At 72.1% G+C, this 19,202-nt stretch carries 19 protein-coding genes; 10 read left to right on the top strand and 9 right to left on the bottom strand.

Going from position 1 to position 19,202, the window contains the following annotated elements; genetic code table 11:
• Window positions 1-131: 131 nt before the first annotated feature.
• From OOZ19_RS12875 to OOZ19_RS12865, 3 genes are all read right to left on the bottom strand, one after another.
• The gene (locus OOZ19_RS12875) at window positions 132-1,610 is read right to left on the bottom strand and encodes a PH domain-containing protein (RefSeq protein WP_266090328.1); all 1,479 of its coding nucleotides are present in this window, start codon (window positions 1,608-1,610) and stop codon (window positions 132-134) included.
• Entirely contained in the window at window positions 1,607-2,122 is a 516-nt protein-coding gene (locus OOZ19_RS12870) for a PH domain-containing protein (RefSeq protein ID WP_266090327.1), read from the bottom strand. Before OOZ19_RS12870 ends, OOZ19_RS12875 begins: the two co-directional genes overlap by 4 nt.
• A 132-nt stretch (window positions 2,123-2,254) precedes the next feature.
• Window positions 2,255-3,739: an ArnT family glycosyltransferase gene (locus OOZ19_RS12865; RefSeq protein ID WP_266090326.1), complete on the bottom strand. Its 1,485-nt coding sequence runs from the start codon at window positions 3,737-3,739 to the stop codon at window positions 2,255-2,257.
• A gap of 185 nt (window positions 3,740-3,924) precedes the next feature.
• Here OOZ19_RS12865 and OOZ19_RS12860 point away from each other — a divergent pair, with 185 nt between their 5' ends.
• Together OOZ19_RS12860 and OOZ19_RS12855 are read left to right on the top strand one after the other, a co-directional pair.
• Window positions 3,925-5,166 carry a sensor histidine kinase gene (locus tag OOZ19_RS12860; RefSeq protein WP_266090325.1) on the top strand — a complete coding sequence of 414 codons (1,242 nt, stop codon included), beginning with the start codon at window positions 3,925-3,927 and terminating at the stop codon, window positions 5,164-5,166.
• A 25-nt stretch (window positions 5,167-5,191) separates the two neighbouring features.
• Window positions 5,192-5,851, top strand: a complete 660-nt coding sequence (locus OOZ19_RS12855; protein ID WP_266090324.1) for a response regulator — start codon at window positions 5,192-5,194, stop codon at window positions 5,849-5,851.
• 219 nt (window positions 5,852-6,070) lie between these two features.
• Here the strand turns inward: OOZ19_RS12855 and OOZ19_RS12850 are convergent, their stop codons facing one another.
• From OOZ19_RS12850 to clpS, 6 genes are all read right to left on the bottom strand, one after another.
• Complete coding sequence (locus tag OOZ19_RS12850) at window positions 6,071-7,021, bottom strand: PLP-dependent cysteine synthase family protein (protein WP_266090323.1); 951 nt, start codon at window positions 7,019-7,021, stop codon at window positions 6,071-6,073.
• Window positions 7,022-7,050: 29 nt separating this feature from the next.
• Window positions 7,051-7,329 carry a MoaD/ThiS family protein gene (locus OOZ19_RS12845; protein WP_266090322.1) on the bottom strand — a complete coding sequence of 93 codons (279 nt, stop codon included), beginning with the start codon at window positions 7,327-7,329 and terminating at the stop codon, window positions 7,051-7,053.
• 85 nt (window positions 7,330-7,414) lie between these two features.
• Window positions 7,415-7,870 (bottom strand): M67 family metallopeptidase, encoded by a 456-nt coding sequence (locus tag OOZ19_RS12840; protein ID WP_323055126.1) that lies wholly within the window; start codon window positions 7,868-7,870, stop codon window positions 7,415-7,417.
• Window positions 7,871-7,963: 93 nt separating this feature from the next.
• Window positions 7,964-9,001 carry a P1 family peptidase gene (locus OOZ19_RS12835; RefSeq protein WP_266090320.1) on the bottom strand — a complete coding sequence of 346 codons (1,038 nt, stop codon included), beginning with the start codon at window positions 8,999-9,001 and terminating at the stop codon, window positions 7,964-7,966.
• Window positions 9,002-9,327: 326 nt separating this feature from the next.
• Window positions 9,328-9,891, bottom strand: coding sequence for a DUF2017 domain-containing protein (locus OOZ19_RS12830; RefSeq protein WP_184477243.1), 564 nt, complete (start codon window positions 9,889-9,891; stop codon window positions 9,328-9,330).
• 4 nt (window positions 9,892-9,895) lie between these two features.
• Window positions 9,896-10,189, bottom strand: coding sequence for an ATP-dependent Clp protease adapter ClpS (gene clpS, locus OOZ19_RS12825; protein WP_184477241.1), 294 nt, complete (start codon window positions 10,187-10,189; stop codon window positions 9,896-9,898).
• 105 nt (window positions 10,190-10,294) lie between these two features.
• On the opposite strand from clpS, the gene OOZ19_RS12820 reads away from it, so the two are divergent.
• The 8 genes from OOZ19_RS12820 to OOZ19_RS12785 all read left to right on the top strand — a co-directional run bounded on the left by OOZ19_RS12820 (window position 10,295) and on the right by OOZ19_RS12785 (window position 19,200).
• Window positions 10,295-11,605 (top strand): nicotinate phosphoribosyltransferase, encoded by a 1,311-nt coding sequence (locus tag OOZ19_RS12820; protein ID WP_266090319.1) that lies wholly within the window; start codon window positions 10,295-10,297, stop codon window positions 11,603-11,605.
• Between the two features lie 8 nt (window positions 11,606-11,613).
• A complete protein-coding gene (locus tag OOZ19_RS12815) occupies window positions 11,614-12,183 on the top strand; it encodes an isochorismatase family protein (protein ID WP_323055130.1) in 570 nt (189 codons plus the stop codon).
• 99 nt (window positions 12,184-12,282) lie between these two features.
• Window positions 12,283-14,454: an ATP-dependent DNA helicase gene (locus OOZ19_RS12810; protein WP_416309426.1), complete on the top strand. Its 2,172-nt coding sequence runs from the start codon at window positions 12,283-12,285 to the stop codon at window positions 14,452-14,454.
• A gap of 429 nt (window positions 14,455-14,883) precedes the next feature.
• Window positions 14,884-15,456: a biotin transporter BioY gene (locus tag OOZ19_RS12805; RefSeq protein WP_266090317.1), complete on the top strand. Its 573-nt coding sequence runs from the start codon at window positions 14,884-14,886 to the stop codon at window positions 15,454-15,456.
• Window positions 15,457-16,806, top strand: coding sequence for a class I adenylate-forming enzyme family protein (locus OOZ19_RS12800; protein ID WP_266090316.1), 1,350 nt, complete (start codon window positions 15,457-15,459; stop codon window positions 16,804-16,806).
• Window positions 16,803-17,927, top strand: a complete 1,125-nt coding sequence (locus OOZ19_RS12795; protein ID WP_266090315.1) for a thiolase family protein — start codon at window positions 16,803-16,805, stop codon at window positions 17,925-17,927. The genes OOZ19_RS12800 and OOZ19_RS12795 overlap by 4 nt, the downstream gene beginning before the upstream one ends.
• Window positions 17,924-18,598 (top strand): energy-coupling factor ABC transporter ATP-binding protein, encoded by a 675-nt coding sequence (locus tag OOZ19_RS12790; RefSeq protein WP_266090314.1) that lies wholly within the window; start codon window positions 17,924-17,926, stop codon window positions 18,596-18,598. The genes OOZ19_RS12795 and OOZ19_RS12790 overlap by 4 nt, the downstream gene beginning before the upstream one ends.
• A complete protein-coding gene (locus OOZ19_RS12785; RefSeq protein WP_266090313.1) occupies window positions 18,595-19,200 on the top strand; it encodes an energy-coupling factor transporter transmembrane component T family protein in 606 nt (201 codons plus the stop codon). Before OOZ19_RS12790 ends, OOZ19_RS12785 begins: the two co-directional genes overlap by 4 nt.
• Window positions 19,201-19,202 lie beyond the last annotated feature (2 nt).

The raw sequence follows: 19,202 nt of genomic DNA, 5'->3' as shown, positions 1-19,202 counted from the left end.
GGCTCCGATTCTTCAAGTCGGATTAATCCTGTAGTTGATCTCCAGATCGTGCCGTTTTCCGCCTGCCTCCTGGCTGGTTCCGCTTCAATGCGAAACGCATCTCACCCGAATGGCCCTATCTGCCGTCGGTATTAATCGTCAGGGATCGGTTCGAGGAATGGCGCGAGCAGCTCCGGCACCGCTTCGTCGGCGAACGCGAGACCGTCCCCGGTGCGCACGTCCGGCACCGCGTAGCGCCCCGAACCCGCGGCGGTGGTGGCGACGACGTCCACCAGCCCGGACCGGCGCTGGAACACCGACTGCTCGAACCGCCAGCCGATGATCCCGGCGCGCTGCAACGCGACGGTCCGCCGCACCGCCGTACCGCGCCTGCTGAGCAGGTACCCCTCGTGCAGCCGGTGCCCCAGGTTCCGGTAGGCGTCGACGCCGAACGCGACCGCGATCAGCGCGCTGAGCACCACCACCCCCACGGCGAGGCCGGTCGGGATCCAGCCGAGCACCGCGCACACGATCGCCGCCGCCGCGAACGGCAGCGCCGACAGCAGCGCCCAGGTGATCCGCCTGCGCAGCGCGGCGGCCGGGTGTCCGGTGAACCCGTCGGCGGGGAACCGGTCCTCCCCCAGGGCCTCGGCGGCGACCCGCCGAGCTTCGGCGCGCGGCGCGGGCGGCAGCAGCGTCTTCGCGTCCGGCTGGCTGCCGTCCTTGTCGTCGCTGAGGCCGGTGGCGACCGCGTTGGTGCGAGCACCTCGGGTCCAGCGCAGCAGCAGCGGCTCGGACACCTCGACACCGCGAAGCCGCTTCTCCTCCAAGGAGATCGACCGCTTGGTGAGCAGCCCTCGCCGCACCCGCAGCGTCCCGGAGGACTCCCGGGTGAGGGTGAAGTTCCACCACAGCTCCAGCGACAGCAGGAACGACCCGAGGACCCCGATCAGCACCGCCCCCAGCGCGGGAACGCCGATGCCCAGCCACAGCGGCACCGACCGGAACTCCTCCCCGATCGCCCGGTACAGGCCGAACTTCGCGAACAGCTCGGAGAACGAGCCGAACGCCGAGGCGATCGCGCCCCACACGGCCAGGATCAACGACATCGTCACGCCGGAGTAGAGCAGCCACACCGGGCGCAGCCGGGCCAGCGCCCCGTCCGCCACTTCCGAGTCCGAGGTGGACTCGCGGAGCAGCAGGGCCGCCCGGATCCGCTCCGCGTCCGGCCGGGCGACGCCGTCGAGCTTGAGCTCGCCGTCCGCCTGTGCCCCGGTGCCGATCTTCACGACGGACAGCCCGAGCAGCCGGTGCACCGGGTCGGCGGTGAGGTCGACGCTGCGGACGCGGTCGCGGGGCAGCGACCGGTGGCTGCGCGAGAGCGCCCCCTTGCGCAGCTCCACCCGCTCGTCGCTGATCCGGTAGGTGGTGAACCACCAGTCCAGCGCGGCGATCCCGGTGAGCACGACGGCGGCGCCCGCCCAGATCCCGGACATCGAGGCGACCACGACCGGGTTCGCCCCCGCGATGAGCATCACGCCCGCGGTCGGGATCAGCGGTGCCAGCACCAGGATCAGCAGCACCAGCACGACCTTCGCGTCGAGCCGCCGCCAGTCGGCCGCCGCGCTCACGTCGCGTCCCCGCGCGCGGCCTGCGTGGTGGCGGTGAGCACGTCGACGAGCTCGGCGGCCACCCGGTGGTCGAGGCCGTCGATGCGCAGCGGCCCGGCCGCGGAAGCGGTGGTGACGGTGACGCTGGAGAGCCCGAACATCCGCTGCAGCGGGCCGCGCACGGTGTCCACGGTCTGGATCCGCGACATCGGCGCCACCCGCCACTCCTGCCGCAACCAGCCCGCGGCCGTGTAGACGGCGTCGTCGGTGTTCTCCCAGCGGTGCACCCGGTAGCGCCATTGCGGCATCACGACCAGGTAGGGCACGCCGAGCACTGCCACCGCGGCCAGTCCCAGCAACAGCCAGGGGCGGGCGGGTTCGATCAGCGCGGCGAGCACCGCGAGGGCGATCAGCGGCGGTAAGACCAGCGTCGCGGCCTGCACGGACCACCAGCCGATGGCTCTGCGTTCGATGCGGTGGCGAGGTGGGCGCAACCGCACCGCCGAGCTCGCCGGACTGTCTGCTGTGGACACTTCGCGGTCTCCGATCCGCTGGTGAGGTGGTGATGGCCATGGTGTCAGCTCCCGCGCACCGGCCGGTCGGCTTCCCGGTCGTCGGCAGGCGAATCGTCGCCGAGCGCCCCGAGCACGGGAGGAACGGTCCCACTACAGCTCGCGGACCTGTTCCCACAGCTGCGGCCACGGTTCCTGCCGATCGGTGAGCAGCCACACCGGGATACCGCCGTGGCCGACCTGCCGCACCTCCGCGAAGTACGGCCGCCACCTCGCCGGATCGTTGCCGGCGATCAGCACGTTCTCGGCGGACGGGTCCGGCGGGCCGAAGTACCCGTAGCCGCGGTGCGGGCTGTGCGCCAGCGGCAGCCCGTACTCGTCGGACCGCGCGTCGAGCATCGCCGCCAGGATGTAACTCTCCCCGACCACAGCGGTGTGCTCGCGGGTGCCGGCGGGCAACTGCCGGTAGGCCGCCGAGACGTCCTGCGCGAGCGACCGGTCCGCGGGCACCCCGAACGCCGAGGTCAGCAACGTCGACAGCCAGACCACGCCGCCCGCCGCGAGCACCGACAGCGCGGCGGCGGGCCAGATCGCCCAGTTCAGGCCGCGCCGCCCGGTCGCGGCCCGCGCTTCGCGCCTGCGCTGGAAGGCCACCGCGCCCGCCGCCATCAGCACGCCGTACATGCCGATGACGTAGTACGGCCGCCCGCTGGTGGCGATGTAGAACGCGTACTGCACGAGGGCCGCAGCTCCGATGAACCGGTACGTCCGGAACTCCGCGGCGAACAGCAGCCGTGCGGTGCCGTACAGGCACAAGCAGGCTCCGAGCACTCCCGCGTACGAGAACGAGAGCGCCGCTCCCGCCCTGCCGTCGCTGAGCGTCGGCGTTTCCGCCATGACCACCTCGGCCATCGCGAGCTGCGGCCACCCGTGCGCCGCCTGCCAGATCAACGTCGGTGCCGCGATGACCAGCGCGATCCCGGCGCACCCCCAGAACATCGGGCGCCGCAGCAGGTCACGCGGACCGAACACCAGCAGGCAGCCCAGCAACGCCGCGCACAGCACGGCGACGTGGACCTTCGTTTGCATCGCCACGCCGATGACTACGCCGAGCGCGAGCAGCGACCGGTCGTCGGCGCGACCTTCCGCGTGCTGCCGGCACCAGCGCACCAGCAGCCAGCACAGCAGCATCCACAGCGGCACTTCCAGCGTGTACGGGGTGATCCAGTGCGCGATCAGCGACGTCCACACCCCGGTCGCGAACGCGAGCCCCGTGATCACCTGGCTGCGCCGGTCGCCACCGAGCTCCTTCGCCAGCAACCCGGCGAGGAAGATCCCGCTCGCCGAGATCAGCGTGGCGGGCAACCGCAGCAGCAACATGGAGTTCGGCGCGAGCCACTCCATCGCCCCGGCCAGCAGCGGCGCCAGCGGCGGCTGGTCCACGTACCCCCAGTCCGGGTGGTACCGGCCGATGGCCAGCATGTAGACCTCGTCGATCCAGTACCCGCCGAACGCGCTCGCGCTCAGGTGGACCGCCGTGAACACCGCGGCGATGAGCAGGAGCGGCCTGTTCGCGAACGCCGGCGGGGACTCGGTTCTGGACGGTGGGCTCGTGGTGGTGGGCACCGCTGTGTGCATGTTCTCCCCCAGGACTTCCGTGGACGGTGTCCATTCCACGGCGACGGCGGGGATCATCGCGACGGCGTTCGGTCTGGTTCCGGCCGCACCGAAGTCGTCCCACCGTGCGACTTTCGTAGGTTCATGGCCGCCGACCGGCGCGCATCCGGACCGAACGGTCCCGCGGCGCGGCTACCGTGTGCGTTGTGCAACGCCCGCTATGGCGACACCTGTGGGACACGCCGCGGGCCGCGGTGTTCGACGTGGTGCTGGTCGCCGTCCTGCTGCCGCTCGGCCCGATCCTCGCCTCGCTGAACCCGCCGGACCTGCCGCCGCAGGACTACGGCTGGATGGGCGGCCAGTGGGTCTCGACCGTCCTGATGAACCTGTTCACGCTGGGGTTGCTGGTGCGCCGCCGCTTTTCCGCGGTGCTGCTGGCCATCGGGGTGGCGGCGATGCTCCTGCACGTGCTCACGTACTCGACGGGCGTCGGGGCGTTCCTGCCGATGAACAAGCGGGCCGACCCGTGGATGCCGCCCGATCTGGTGTTCGTCATCTACGCGTTCGCCGCCTACGAGACGCGGCCACGGCCGCGCGTCGCGGGCTGGATCCTGGTCGCCGTCGGGGTGTGCACCGCGCTGCGGCCGTGGACGCATCCGGACGGCGAAGCCCTCGGCAACGCCTTCTGGGTCACCGCGTTCCCCGCGGTGCTCGGGTTGTGGATCGGCGAGCGGCGGCGGCTCGTCGCGGCGCTGCGGGACCGGGCCGACCGGGCGGAGCGGGAGCAGCAGCTGCTGGCCGAGCAGGCCCGCGCGGACGAGCGGGCGAAGATGGCCACCGAGATGCACGACGTGGTGACCCACCGGGTGAGCCTGATGGTGCTGCAGGCGGGCGCGCTGGGCGTGACCGCGCCGGACACCGCCACCCGGACCGCCGCCGAGGAACTGCGCTCCGGCGGCTGCCAGGCGTTGGACGAGCTGCGCGATTTCCTCGGCGTGCTGCGCTCCGGGGACGAGCGGATGGACCGGACCGCGACCACCTCGGCTCCGGACCTCTCCGGGCTGGTCGCCGAGACGGAAGCGGTGGGCGTCCCGATCCGGCTCACCGAGCTCGGCAGCACCACCGAGGTCTCGCCGTCGGTGGGCCGCGCCGCCTACCGCGTGGTGCAGGAGGCGTTGACGAACGTGCACAAGCACGCGCCCGGCAGCTCCGTCGAGGTGCACGTGGAGTACGGCCCGGACCGGGTGCGGCTGGCGGTGCGCAACACGCGACCGGACTCGGCCGGGGAGCTCGCCAGGCACGGTGCGGGGGCGGGGCTGCTCGGGCTGCGGCAGCGGGTGGAACTCGTCGGTGGCACCTTCCACTCCGGCCCGACCGGCGATGGCGGGTTCGAGGTGGGTGCGATACTTCCGGGGTACGTGCCCACGGCCGAAGCCGTTTCCGGCTAGTGCCTTGCCGAACGGGGACTCTGGGGTGAGCGAACCGATCCGCGTCGTGCTGGTCGACGACGAGCCGATGGTGTGCGCGCACCTGCGCACCATCCTCGGTTCGGCGCCGGACATCGAGGTCGTCGACGACGCCCAGGACGGCGCGGCGGCCGTGGAGGCGGTGGTCCGGCACCGGCCGCACGTGGTGCTGATGGACCTGCGGATGCCGGGAGTGGACGGGCTGACCGCGACGGAGCGGATCAGCGCGCTGCCGAACCCGCCCGCGGTGGTCGCGTTGACGACGTTCGACGCCGACCAGTACGTGCTGCGAGCGTTGCGCGCCGGGGCTTCCGGGTTCCTGGTGAAGTCGACGCCGCCGGAAGATCTGATCGGGCTGGTGCGGGTCGCCGCGGACGGGCACACGGTGCTGTCGCCGGAGGCGGCGAAGCGGCTGATCACCGCGTCCTCCGGGCAGCAGACCGGCAGGCAGCGCGCGCTGGCCTCGATCCGCGAGCTCACCGAACGCGAGCGGGAAGTGCTCACCGGCATCGGCGAGGGCCTGTCCAACGCGCAGATCGGGGAACGCCTCTACCTGTCGGAGGCCACGATCAAGGGCTACGTCTCCCGGACCCTGGTCAAGCTCGACTGCACCAACCGCGTCCAGGCAGGCCTGATCGCCTACGAAGCGGGCCTCACCCACCGCTAGGTCGCGGCCGTTCGCGCTTGATCTACATCTTGTCAGCGGCGAAGCCGCTGAGCAGCGACCAGCTAGAGCAAGCCGACCACCGGCGGGTTCTCAGCGTTCTTCTCGCGAGGACAGCTTTTTCCCTCGTGGCAGAGCCACTTGGGAAAAAGATCCCGCAGCGAGAAGAACGCTGAGGTTCCGCTACCCGCCCCGCCACGCAGGACGAGCCACTGGCCGGGCTCAGGCCCAGAGCTGGCCGTCGAGGCGCTGGGCCGCCTCGTCGAGGGTGCCGCCGTAGGCGCCCGTCGACAGGTACTTCCAGCCCGCGTCGGCCACCACGAACACGATGTCCGCCGACTCCCCGGCGGCGGCGACCTTCTCGCCGATGGTCAACGCCGCGTGCACCACGCCGCCCGTGGAGATCCCGGCGAAGATGCCCTCCGACTCCAGCAGCTGCCGGGTGCGGCGCAGCGCGTCGTACGAACCGACGGAGAACCGCCGGGACAGCACGTCCGGGTCGTAGAGCTCCGGGACGAAGCCCTCGTCGAGGTTGCGCAGCCCGTACACCAGCTCGCCGTAGCGCGGTTCGGCCGCCACGATCTGCACGCCCGGCTTCTGCTCCCGCAGGTACCGGCCCACGCCGACGAGGGTGCCGGTGGTGCCCAGCCCCGCGACGAAGTGCGTGATGCCCGGCATGTCCCGCAGGATCTCCGGCCCGGTCCCCCGGTAGTGCGCGTCGGCGTTCGCCGAGTTGCCGTACTGGTAGAGCATCACCCAGTCCGGGTTCTGCTGGGCCAGCTCCTTGGCGACCGCGACCGCCTGGTTGGAACCGCCGGCCGCGGGCGAGGACACGATGCGGGCGCCGAACGCCTGCAGGAGCTGCCTGCGCTCCTCGGAGGTGTTCTCCGGCATCACGCAGACCAGGCCGTAGCCCTTGAGCTTCGCGGCCATCGCCAGCGAGATGCCGGTGTTGCCGGAGGTCGGTTCCAGGATGGTGCAGCCGGTGGTGAGCCTGCCTTCCTTCTCCGCCGCCTCGATCATGGACAGCGCGGCGCGGTCCTTGATCGAACCGGTCGGGTTCCGGTCCTCCAGCTTCGCCCACAACCGCACGTCGGGGGCGGGCGAGAGGTTCGGCAGCCCCACCAGCGGGGTGTCACCGAGTGCGTCGAGCAGCGAGTCGTAGCGGGCCACGACGTGCCTCCAGTCTCAGCCGGTCGGACTCAGCGCATGCCGCCCGCGACGGCGGGCAGGATGGTGACGCTGTCGCCATCGGCGACGCTGGCCTCCAGGCCGCCGGAGAAGCGCACGTCCTCGTCGTTGACGTAGATGTTGACGAAGCGGTGCAGCGAGCCTTCCTTGACCAGGCGGTCCTTGAGGCCGTTGTGCTTGCTGTCGAGGTCGTTGATGACCTCGGCGACGGTGCTGCCACTGGCGTCGACGGACTTCTGCCCGTCGGTGTGGCTGCGCAGGATGGTGGGGATCGAGACCTTGATTGCCATGTTGAGGAACCTCCCTGTCCACAAGGACTTCTGAACGGAACTTTCGCACGCCGAAACCCGCCGCGTGCGGGGCGGCAGGTGCGGATCAGCCCTGGTCGGGCACCTCGTCGGTGCCGGTGTGGGCGAACATGTACGACTCCACGATCTCCACCGGCTCCTCGGTCACGACGCCGTCGAGGATGCGGTACGAGCGCAGCTCGTGGGTCTCCGGGTCCCTGGTGGACACGAGAACGTAGTGCGCGTTGGGCTCCGAGGCGTAGGCCACATCGGTCCGCGACGGGTACGCCTCGGTAGCGGTGTGCGAGTGGTAGATGACGACCGGCTCTTCGTCGGCCTCGTCCATCCCGCGCCACACCTTGAGCTGCTCCGCCGAATCGAACCGGTAGAACGTCGGCGAGCGCTCGGCGTTGATCATTTCCAAGAGTCGTTCGGGGCGGTCCGACCCGTCGGGACCGGCAATGACGCCGCACGCCTCGTCCGGGTGGTCCCGTCGAGCGTGCGCGACCATCGCCTCCACGAGGTCACGTCGAATCACCAGCACAGGCACCATCCTACTATGTGAGGCACCGGTGTCCAACATGCGGAACTCCGCTGTCCGGTGCCGTTTGCGGGATCAACGTTCGCCCACAATGGTTCATTCCCGCGCCGAGGGGTAGAGGCGCGTGTAGGACGTCACCTCGCCGACGGGTTCGGCCGCGAGCACGGCCCGCACGATGGCCCGCTGCACGACCCGCGCGGCCACCGCGCACACCTCGTCGAGCACCGGAACCCACTGCGCACCGGGCTCCTGGTCGCCGGTGGCGAGGACGAACGCGGTGTCCCCGTCGAGCATCGAGTGCGCCGGGCGGATCGCCCTGGCCAGACCGTCGTGGGCGGCGACCGCGACCCGGCGGCAGTGCGCCTTGGTCAGGGCGAGGTCGACGGCGACGACCCCGATGGTGGTGTTCAGGGGGCGGGACGCGGTGCCGTGCCGGCCGGGCCGACCGGCATCCGGGTCGTGGCGAGCTCGGGCGGCGGCGATCTCCGCTCCCGCTGGGGAGCGCAGGCCGGGGTCGGGATCCCACGGCAGCCCGGTCTCCGGGTCGATCACGGAACCGAGCGAGTTGACCGCGAACAGCGCGCCCACGGTGACGTCGACGCCGAGCGCGGCGCTGCGGAACACGGCGCTCGCGGTGCCGATGCCGCCCTTGAGCGCGCCGGCCACGGCTCCGGTGCCCGCGCCGACGTTGCCCTCGCGCGCGTCGTGCGCGGTCGCGGCCTCGCAGGCGAGGCGGCCGAACTCGGCGTCGGGCCGGTTTCCCCAGTCGCTCATCGGCAGGTCGAACAGCACGGCGGCGGGCACGACCGGCACCACCTCGTGGGCGTGGGCGCCCACCTGGAGCCCGTGCCCGCGCTCCTCCAGCCACCGCATCGCCCCGTCGGCGGCGGCGAGCCCGTAGGCGCTGCCGCCGGTGAGGACCACGCCGTGCGCCTGCGAGACCAGGTGCGTCGGTTCCAGCACGTCGGTCTCCCGCGTACCGGGACCGCCGCCGCGCACGTCTACCGCGGCGACCGCTCCGCGCGGCACCAGCACCACGCTGGTCCCGCTAGCCCACTGCTCGTCCAGCCGCTGGTGGTGCCCGACGAGCACCCCGTCGACGTCCACGATCGAATCCCTCGCCCCGGAAGTCATGTCCCCATCCTGCCCGGCACGCACCGAGGGTTCGCCGACTTCGCCCCGTCAGCGGCGAACCCGACTCCTCACAGCCAAAGGCCGTGCTAGCGGCGAAGCCGTGCAGTGGGCGGCGAAGCCCGCCTGCTTTGCGACCGAAGGCCGTGCTCGCATGCGCGCCAGCGCACAGCCCACGTCGAGAAGCCGCTCACCGGCGGGTTCTCAGCGGCTTCCTCGCGAGGACAGCACTTTTCCTCGTGGCGGAGCCACTTGGAAAAATGATCCCGCAGCGAGGAAGCCGCTGAGGTTCCGCTACCCGAACACCAAAGAAAAACGAGCCCAGCCCCTCAAGAAGAAACCGCGTCCACCAGGCTGTCCTGGACCCAGGTGAGCCACTGGTACACGCCGAGGTGCTCGCGCCGGAGGTCGTCCTCCGGAGGCTCCTCCGGCATCTCGTCCTGCACGTCGAGCGCGGTACCCAGCGCGAGCCGGACGTCGTTGAGCGCGGCCATCCAGTTGTCGGCCTGTTCGCCGCTGAGCACGACCCGTCCGCCTTCGCGGGGGCAGGTGTCGAGGACGACGGAGGCGACGCCGGTCTTGGTGTCGAGCAGCTCCGGCTCGTACAGGGAGCGCATCGCGCCGGCGGCCTCGGGCTGTTCCTCGTCGGTCTCGCCGGTGTCGGGGTCGCGCCGGTAGAAGTCCGGCAGCAGCCGCCCGAGCACCCGGTCCTCGGGCGGCGTGGACGGCCCGGTGCGGATTCCCGTGAGTTCGGCCAGCTCGTCCTGCGGCGTCTCCTCGGCGCGTGCCGTGAGCATGTCCTTGATCTGGCCGACGAGCCCGCGGATGACGGCCGCTTCCTGCTGGGACAGCTCGGCGACCACGTGCCCGTTCTTGCGAGTCCAGCCGTTCACGTGATCACGAGTCTTTCTGCATCGTGGCCCACAGGCCTGCGGCGTGCAGCTTCGCGACGTCGCCCTCGACCTTCTCCTTGGCGCCCGAGGACACGGCGGCCCGGCCCTTGTTGTGGACGTCGAGCATGAGCTTGGTCGCGTGGTCCCGGCTGTAACCGAAGATCTTCTGCAGAACGTAGGTCACGTAGGACATCAGGTTCACCGGGTCGTTCCAGACGACGGTGACCCACGGCTTGTCCTCGTCTCCGAGTTCAGCCGGTTCCAGTTGCGCGCGCTCCAGTTCAGCGGGCGAGGTCATGTCTCCATGTTCGCACGTGGGCACGGGGCCGGTGACGACCGCACGGCCAAATCGGGCACGACCTGCGGGCGAGGCGGGCGGCCACGGGCACGTAACCTCTGATCCATGACGGCTGCCGCCAGTACCGCGTTGCGCACAGATCATTACGAGCTGACCATGCTGGCCAGCGCCTTGCGGGATGGGACCGCGGAGCGCCGGTGCGTGTTCGAGGCGTTCACCCGGCGGTTGCCGGACGGCCGCCGCTACGGCGTGGTCGGTGGCACCGAGCGGGTGCTGGAGGCGATCGAGAACTTCCGCTTCGACGAATCCGAGCTGGAGCGCCTTGCCGAGGATCATGTGGTCGATGAGACCACCTTGGCCTGGCTGCGCGACTACAGGTTCCGCGGCGATGTGGACGGTTACCCCGAAGGTGAGCTCTACTTCCCCGGCTCGCCGCTGCTGACGGTGCGCGGCACGTTCGCCGAAGCGGTCCTGCTGGAGACAGTGCTGCTGTCGATCATGAACCACGACAGCGCGATCGCCGCCGCCGCGGCCCGGATGGTCTCGGCCGCCAACGGCCGCCGGATCATCGAGATGGGGTCGCGGCGCACCCACGAGGAGTCCGCCGTCGCCGCGGCCCGCGCCGCCTACCTGGCCGGTTTCACCGCGACGTCGAACCTGGAGGCGGGCCGCCGCTACCGCATCCCCACCACGGGCACCTCGGCGCATTCGTTCACGTTGCTGCACGATTCCGAGCGTGCCGCGTTCGAGTCGCAGATCGCCGCACTTGGCGCGGACACGACACTGCTGGTGGACACCTACGACATCTCCCGCGGCATCGCGACGGCCGTGGAGGTCGCCGGCACCGGGTTGGGCGCGGTGCGCATCGACTCGGGCGACGTCGGCGTGCTGGCGCGGCAGGCGCGGGAGCAGCTGGATTCGCTGGGCGCCACCGGCACCCGCATCGTCGTGTCGGGTGATCTGGACGAGTACGCGATCGCCTCGCTGCGCGCGGAACCCGTGGACGGCTACGGCGTGGGCACCTCGCTGGTGACGGGTTCCGGGGCGCCGACGGCGGGCATGGTCTACAAGCTCACCGAGGTGGAAGGCCGCCCGGTGGCCAAGCGCAGCACCCACAAGGGATCCCGCGGCGGCACCAAGTCCGCGCTGCGCAGGCACAAGGACACCGGCACCGCGCTGGAGGAGGTCGTGCACCGCACCGGCCCCGGTTTCGTGGAACCGAAGGCGGGCCCGCACGACCAGGTGGTGCCGATCCCACTGGTCCGCAACGGGAAGCGGGTCGATGACCTGCCCTCGTTGGAGGACAATCGACAGCGCCTGCGGCACGCTCTGGTGAGCCTGCCGTGGGAGGGCCTGAAGTTGTCCAGCGGAGAACCGGCGATTTCGACGGTCTTCCACGCTGAGGAGTCGGTATGAGCCCAGAGGTGCGCAAGGCGCTGGTGATCGTGGACGTGCAGGTCGACTTCTGCGAGGGCGGCGCGCTGGCCGTGGCCGGTGGGGCCGAAGTGGCGGGGGCGATCTCCCGCCACGTGGCGGAATCCGGTTACGCGCACGTGGTCGCGACCCGCGACCACCACATCGATCCGGGCGCCCACTTCAGCTCGAAGCCGGACTTCGTCCGGACCTGGCCGGAGCATTGCGTGGCGGGCACGGCGGGCGCGGAGTTCCACCCGCAGCTGGAGGTCGGCCCGCTGCACGAGGTGTTCCTCAAGGGCCAGTACAGCGACGGTTACTCGGGTTTCGAGGGCGTCGACGGCACCGAGCGCACCCTCACCGAGTGGCTCAACGCGCACGAGGTCACCGACGTCGACGTGGTCGGCATCGCCATGGACCACTGCGTGCGCGCGACCGCGCTGGACGCGGCGAAGGCCGGTTTCACCACGTCGGTCCTGCTGGACCTGACGGCCGGGGTCTCCCGCGCCACGGTCGAGTCGGCGCTGACCGACCTGCGCGCCGCGGGCGTGACGACCACGGGCACGCCGATCGTCGTCTGAGCGGCCCCTCGACCGCGCCCGGCGACGTCGGTCGCGGACGGACCCGCCGGGGGGATGCGGGCGGGGGGTTGACAGAGGTGGACGGTAGCGTCCCGGGGCGTGCCAGGTTCTGTTCCGCAGTGGTCCGATCCGGATGTGTTCGAGCTCGACGAGACCGACGAGCTCCCACCTGAGATCGCCGCCGACCTGGCGTTGAAGGGAGCTCCCGGCGACAAGAAGCGCCGCCGCGACGAGCCGATCACCGCGAAACCACCGGAGCAGATCCCCGACCTGGCGACGCTGCTCGGGATCGCCGTGGGGTCCGTCGGCGGCTCCGAGCGCGAAGGGCAGTCGCGGATGGCGGCGGCCGTCGAGCACTCCATCGGCTCCGGCGAGCACCTCGCGGTGCAGGCCGGGACCGGGACCGGGAAATCGCTCGCCTACCTGGTGCCCGCCATCCGGCACGCCGTCGTCGAAGCGACCACGGTCGTGATCTCCACGGCGACCATCGCGCTGCAACGCCAGCTCGTCGACCGCGACCTGCCCCGGCTGTCGAAGGCGCTCGCCGAGGCGCTCGGGCGCCCGCCGACGTTCGCGATCCTCAAAGGGCGCCGCAACTACCTGTGCCTCAACCGGATCCACGGCGGCGCCCCCGAAGAACCCGAAGAGGGCGCGCTGTTCGACCCGTTCGCCGCCTCCGCGCTGGAACGCCAGATCAAGCGGATCCGCGAGTGGTCCACCGAGACCGACACCGGGGATCGCGACGAGCTCGTGCCCGGCGTCACCGACCAGGCGTGGCGGCAGCTGTCGGTGACCGCGAAGGAATGCCTCGGCGTGCACCGCTGCCCCATCGGCACCGACTGCTTCGCCGAACGCGCCCGCGGCGAAGCGGGCCGGGCCGACGTCGTCGTCACCAACCACGCGCTGCTCGCCATCGACGCCCTCGACGACCGGCCCGTGCTGCCCGAGCACGACGTGGTCATGATCGACGAGGCGCACGACCTCGTCGACCGGGTCACCTCCGCCGCGACCGGGGAACTGTCCGCGAACCAGGCGAAACTCGCCGCGCGGCGCTGCGGCCGGGCCATCGACCAGAGCATCGCCGACCGGCTCGACGAAGCCGCCGAAGGCATCGAACTCGTCCTCCAGGACGCCCGCCCGCAACGGCTCGAAGAGATGCCGCAGGCGCTCGGCGGCTCGCTCACCGCGCTGCGCGACGCGTCCGCCGCGTGCATGACCGCGCTCGGTCCGGAGCGCAAGGAAGACCCCGAAGGCAGCAGCGCCCGGAAACTCGCCCTCGCGCTCACCGAAGAACTCCACGACAACGCCGTCCGGCTGCTCGACGCGTTCGACGAGCCCGAAGGGCAACGCCGCGACGTGGTGTGGATCAGCAGCGAACCGAACCGGCCGCCGACGGTGAAGGTCGCGCCGCTCGGCGTCGGCGGACTGCTGCGCGAGCGGCTGTTCGGGCAGCGCACCACGGTGCTGACCTCGGCGACGCTGGCGCTCGGCGGTTCCTTCGACACGCTCGCCCGGCAATGGGGGCTGCCGCCGGAGCGCAAGGCCGCTCCCGCCGCCGACATGGCCAGCGGCAAGGAACCCCCGTCGGACACCGGCGGGCCGAAGTGGACCGGGCTCGACGTCGGCTCGCCGTTCGAGCACCAGCGCAGCGGCATCCTCTACATCGCCCGGCACCTGCCGCAGCCGGGGCGGGACGGGCTGCCGCCCGAATACCTCGACGAACTCACCGAACTCGTCGAATCCGCCGGTGGGCGCACGCTCGGGCTGTTCTCCTCGATGCGCGCCGCGCGGCAAGCCGCGGAGGAGCTGCGGGAACGGCTCAAGACCCCCGTGCTGTGCCAAGGCGAGGACAACACCGCTCAGCTCGTCGGCAAGTTCGCGGCCGATCCGGAGACCTCGCTGTTCGGGACGCTCTCGCTGTGGCAGGGCGTGGACGTGCCGGGCGAGTCGCTGCAACTCGTGATCATGGATCGGATCCCGTTCCCCCGGCCCGACGATCCGCTGGCCTCGGCGCGGCAGAAGGCCGTGTCGGCGCACGGCGGCAACGGCTTCCTCACCGTCGCGGGCACGCACGCCGCGCTGCTGCTCGCCCAAGGCGCCGGGCGGCTGCTGCGGTCCTCGAACGATCGCGGCGTGATCGCCGTGCTCGACCCGCGGCTGGCCACCGCCCGGTACGGCGGATTCCTGCGCGCGTCGCTGCCGCCGTTCTGGACGACCTACGACCCGCAGGTCGTCCGCGGCGCCCTCACCCGCCTCAACGCCGCCACCTGACGATTCCCCTCCCGTACCCGGGTGAACGGACCGCTCGTCCAACGGGACTGGGCGAACGGTCCGTTCACTCACAACCCCTCCGCCCTCGGGGAGCCCCGCAACGCCCACCTCCGCGGAACTCCGATGTGAGTGAACGGACCGTTCGTCCAACGGCATTGGGCGAACGATCCGTTCACCTCACCGCGCGCCTCCTCGATCACCGCAGCGCCCGCCGATCGGCGGGGAGCTTTTCGGAGTGAACGGACCGTTCGTCCAACGGGATTGGACCAACGGTCCGTTCACTCCGAAAGCGGGCGGCGCCGGTGTGGGCTTGGTCTCCGGGTGGGCCGCGCCGGGGTGCGGGCGTCCACGATGTGGTCGGAGCTTTTCTGCTCCCACCGGTGAGCCGGGTACGTTCGCACCGACCCGTGATCGGCGTGAGGAGTCGTCGTGCCTGGACAACGCACCGCCCAACCGGCCGCTGACCTGGCCAGGACAGTGGTGTTCGCGGCGTTCATCGCTGTGCTCGGCCTGTTCCCCGGCCTGTTCATCGCGGGCGCCGCGGTGCCGGTGGTCCTGCAGAACATGGGGCCGCTGCTCGCGGGCAGCATCCTCGGTGCGCGGCGCGCCGGCGCGTCGGTGCTGCTGTTCCTGGCGCTGGTGGCGATCGGCCTGCCGCTGCTGTCGGGCGGGCGCGGCGGCATCGCCCCGTTCGCGGGCCCGAGCGGCGGGTTCGTGCTGGGCTGGTTGCTGTCGGCGGTCGTGGTGGGGTTGATCGTGCAGCGCGGTCTGCCGCGCCCGCGCCTGCCGTTGTTGCTGCTGGCGAACTTCGCGGGAATCGCCGTGGACTACCTGGTGGGCATCCCGTACTGGGCGGCGTTCACGGGTGATCTCGGTGCCGCCGCGGTGCAGTCGCTGGTGTTCCTGCCGGGCGACGCGGTGAAGCTGGTGGCGGTGTCGCTGGTGGCGGCGGCGGTGCACCGCGCGCTGCCGGTGGCCACGTCCCGCCCGGCCGGGAGCTGAATGGCCCCGCCGATCCTGGGCACCGGCCCGCTCACGGCCGGGGTGTCGTCGCCGGGGACCGCGCTCACCGGCGCGGAGGTGCTGCGCCGCGCCCACGGCGCCGCGCGGAGGCTGGACGGGGTGGCGCGGGTCGCGGTGGACGAGCCGGATCCGGTGCACCGCCTGTGCTGGCTGCTGGGCGCGGACCTGGCAGGCTCGGCGACGTTGATCGTGGACCCGGAGTGGTCGCGCCCGGAGTCGGTGCTGGCCGACGCGAAGCCCGGTGCGATCGTCTCCGGCGCTCCTCCGGAGGCGGCGCCCGTCGCGGCGCGCGGTGATGAGCGCACGCACTTCTACCTGCCCACGACCTCCGGCAGCAGCGGCGCTCCGAAGGTGCTGGTCCGCACCCGCGGATCGTGGCTGGCGAGCTTCACGGCGCTGGACGTGGTGCTGCGCCGCGACGACGTGGTGCTGGTGCCCGGCCCGCTGAGCTCGTCGTTGTTCCTGTTCGGAGCGCTGCACGCCCTGCACCAGGACCGCGAGGTGCGGCTGCTGCCCAAGTGGTCGGCGACCGCGGTCGCCGAGCAGTGCCGCGACGCGACAGTGGTGCACCTGGTTCCGGCGATGCTCGCCGCGCTGCTGTCGGTGTGGGAGCGCCGTCCCCAGCTGCTCGCGGCGTGCGCGCTGCGCCTGGTCGTCTGCGGCGGCGCTGGGGTGGACGGCGTGCTGGAGGAGCGGCTGCGGCTGCTGCTGCCGGGCTGCGAGCTGCTGGAGTACTACGGCTCCGCGGAGCATTCGCTGATCGCGGCGCGCCGCGGTGCGCCGCGGCTGCGCCCGCTGGTGGACGTCGACGTCCGGGACGCGATGGGCGATTCGCTGCCCGCGGAGCTCGGAGGCGTGCTGTGGGTCCGCTCGGAGCTGACCTTCGACGGCCACCTGCGCCGCGGCGCCCTCGACGCGGCGGAACCGGGCTGGTCCAGCGTCGGGGACCACGCGGTGCGCCACGATGACGGCACCGTGAGCGTGCTGGGCCGCACCGGTTCCACGATCAGCACCGGCGGCGCCCTCGTCGTCGCCGAAGAGGTCGAGTCGGCGCTGCGCGGCTCCGCCGACGTGCGGGACGTGGTGGTGGCGGGCACCCCGCACCGCCGGCTCGGAGCGCTGGTGACGGCCGTGCTGGAGGTCGACCCGCGCACCGCGCCGACGCGCGCCGAGCTGCGCGCCAGGACGCGCCACCTGGAACCAGCGAAGCGGCCGAGGCGCTGGCTCGCGGTGTCCGCCCTCCCCCGCACCGGCTCCGGCAAACCGGCGCGGGCCGGCATCGCCGAGGGTCTGCGCGAGGGCACTCTCGACGCGGAGGAGCTGCGGTGAACGATCGCGACCCGGTGGTGATCGCCGCTCGCCGCAGCCCCATCGGCGAGGTGGGCGGCGCGTTGCGGAACCTGACCGCGGAACGGCTCGCCGCGCCGGTGCTCACCGCCGCCCTGCACGATTCGGGGCTGGAAGCGGTGGACGACGTGCTGCTCGGCAACGTGATGGGGCCGGGCGGCAATCCCGCGCGGGTCGCGGCGTTGCGCGCCGGGTTCGGGGTCGGTGTCCCCGGCATGACGGTGGACCGGCAGTGCGCCAGCGGCCTCAGCTCGATCCTTGTGGCCGCCGCGATGCTGCGCGGCGGCGCCGGTGAGCACTACCTGGCCGGCGGGGTGGAGAGCGCGTCGACCGCGCCGTGGCGGGCGCACCGGCCGCGGTCGGCGGGGGAACCACCGCGGTTCTACTCGCGCGCCCCGTTCGCGCCCGCCGATCTCGGCGACCCGGACATGGGTCCGGCGGCGGACGTGGTCGCGGCCGAGGCCGGGATCTCCCGCGAGCGGCAGGACGAGTTCGCGGCGCGCAGCCACGCCCGCGCGGTCGCGGCGCAGGACGCGGGCCGCTTCGACGCGGAACTGGTCGACGTGGGCGGTGGGCGCGACGAGCGGCCCAGGCGCGGGTTCGGCCGGGAGCGGCTGGCGCGGTTCCGGCCCGCGTTCACCTCCGACGGCACCGCGACCGCCGCGAACTCCTGCGGCGTCAGCGACGGGGCCGCGGCCGTGCTCATCACCACCGAGCGGGAGCGCCGCCGCCTGGGCGTGCCGGGGTTGCGCTTGGTCGCCGAGCGCACGGCCGGTGTGGATCCGAGCCGCCTCGGGCTGGGTGCGGTGCCCGCGCTGCGCCACGTGCTGCGGGATCGTCCGGTTCCGGAGCTCGTCGAGTTCACGGAGGCCTTCGCCGGGCAGGTCCTGGCCTGCGTGGACGCGGCCAGGATCGACGAGCGCGGCGTGAGCCCGGACGGCGGCGCCATCGCGCTCGGCCACCCCTGGGGAGCGTCGGGTGCGGTCCTGGTGGTGCGATTGTTCAGCCGCATGGTGCGCGAGAACGGGCCGCGCACCGGGGTGGCCGCCCTGTCCTCCGGCGGAGGGCTGGGCGTGGCGACGGTGTGGGAGCGAGTGGATTGATCGAGTTCGAGAAGATCGCGCACGCCTACGGGGAGCACCCGGTGCTGGACGGCATCGATCTGCGGCTGGGCGAGGAGCGGGTCGCGTTCGTCGGCGCGAACGGCTCCGGCAAGTCCACGCTGGCACGCATGATCAACGGCCTGGTGGCGCCGACGAGCGGCCGGGTGCTGGTCGACGGGCTCGACCCGGCGCGCGACGGGCGTGCGGTGCGCAAGCGCGTCGGTTTCGTGTTCACCAACCCGGACAGCCAGATCGTGATGCCGACCGCCGGTGAGGACGTGGCGTTCTCGCTGCGCAGGCACGGCATCCCGAAGGCCGAGCGGGAGCGCCGGGCCGCCGAGGTGCTGGCCCGGCACGGTCTCGCCGGCTACGCCGAGCACCCCGCGCACCAGCTCTCCGGCGGTCAGAAGCAGCTGCTGGCGCTGTGCTCGATGCTGGTGCTGGAACCGGACGTGCTGGTCTGCGACGAGCCGACCACGCTGCTGGATCTGCGCAACAAGCGGCACTTCATGGAGTTGCTGCGGGAGCTGCCGCAGCAGGTGGTGCTGGTGACCCACGACCTGCACCTGCTGGACGGTTTCGACCGGGTCGTGGTGCTCGACCAGGGGCGGATCGCCGCCGACGGCACCCCGGAGGCCGCGCTGTCGCACTACCGGGAGCTGATCGGGTGAGCCCGCTCGGTCTGTACGAACCCGGGTCCAGCCCGGTGCACCGGACGCCCGCCGGGGTGAAGTTCGTGCTGCTGCTCGGCTTCGCGGTGCTGATCTTCCTGCTCGGCTCGGCGCCGTCGCTGGCCGTGGTGGCGGTGGTCGTGGTGGCGGGCTACGCGCTCGCCCGGATCCCGCCGCGGCGGTGCTGGCAGGCGTCCCGGTTGCTGCTGCCGCTGCTCGCGGTGATCTTCCTGCTGCAGTGGTGGATGCTCGGGCTGGACCAGGCTTCGGTGGTGACGCTGCGGCTGTTCGCCGCGCTCGGCGCCGCCAACCTGTTCACCCTCACCACCAGGGTGGACGACCTGGTCACCGCGGTGGAGCGCGGGCTCGGGCCGCTGCGCCGGATCGGCGTCCGGCCGGAACGGGTGGGCTTGCTGGTGGGGCTGACCTTGCAGGCCGTCGCGGCCCTGTCGACCATCGCGACCGAGACCCGCGAGGCGCAGCGCGCCCGCAACGCCGAACGCTCGCTCTCGGCGTTCGCGGTCCCGTTCCTGGTCCGCACCCTGCGCCACTCCGACGAACTGGGCGAAGCGCTCGCGGCCCGCGGCGTCGGCGACGACTGACC

This window comes from Saccharopolyspora sp. NFXS83 (assembly GCF_026241095.1).
Classification (GTDB): Bacteria; Actinomycetota; Actinomycetes; order Mycobacteriales; family Pseudonocardiaceae; genus Saccharopolyspora_C.
The sequence above is the reverse complement of the archived record's forward strand: the minus strand, read 5'-3'. Positions and strand labels throughout refer to the sequence as shown.

Excerpts from the sequence above, each read along its gene's own strand:
- OOZ19_RS12845 (WP_266090322.1), bottom strand. The coding sequence starts at position 7,329 with ATGGCAATCAAGGTCTCGATCCCCACCATCCTGCGCAGCCACACCGAC.
- clpS (WP_184477241.1), bottom strand. The coding sequence starts at position 10,189 with ATGACCTCGCCCGCTGAACTGGAGCGCGCGCAACTGGAACCGGCTGAA.
- OOZ19_RS12820 (WP_266090319.1), top strand. The coding sequence starts at position 10,295 with ATGACGGCTGCCGCCAGTACCGCGTTGCGCACAGATCATTACGAGCTG.
- OOZ19_RS12835 (WP_266090320.1), bottom strand. The coding sequence starts at position 9,001 with ATGACTTCCGGGGCGAGGGATTCGATCGTGGACGTCGACGGGGTGCTC.
- OOZ19_RS12865 (WP_266090326.1), bottom strand. The coding sequence starts at position 3,739 with ATGCACACAGCGGTGCCCACCACCACGAGCCCACCGTCCAGAACCGAG.
- OOZ19_RS12800 (WP_266090316.1), top strand. The coding sequence starts at position 15,457 with ATGGCCCCGCCGATCCTGGGCACCGGCCCGCTCACGGCCGGGGTGTCG.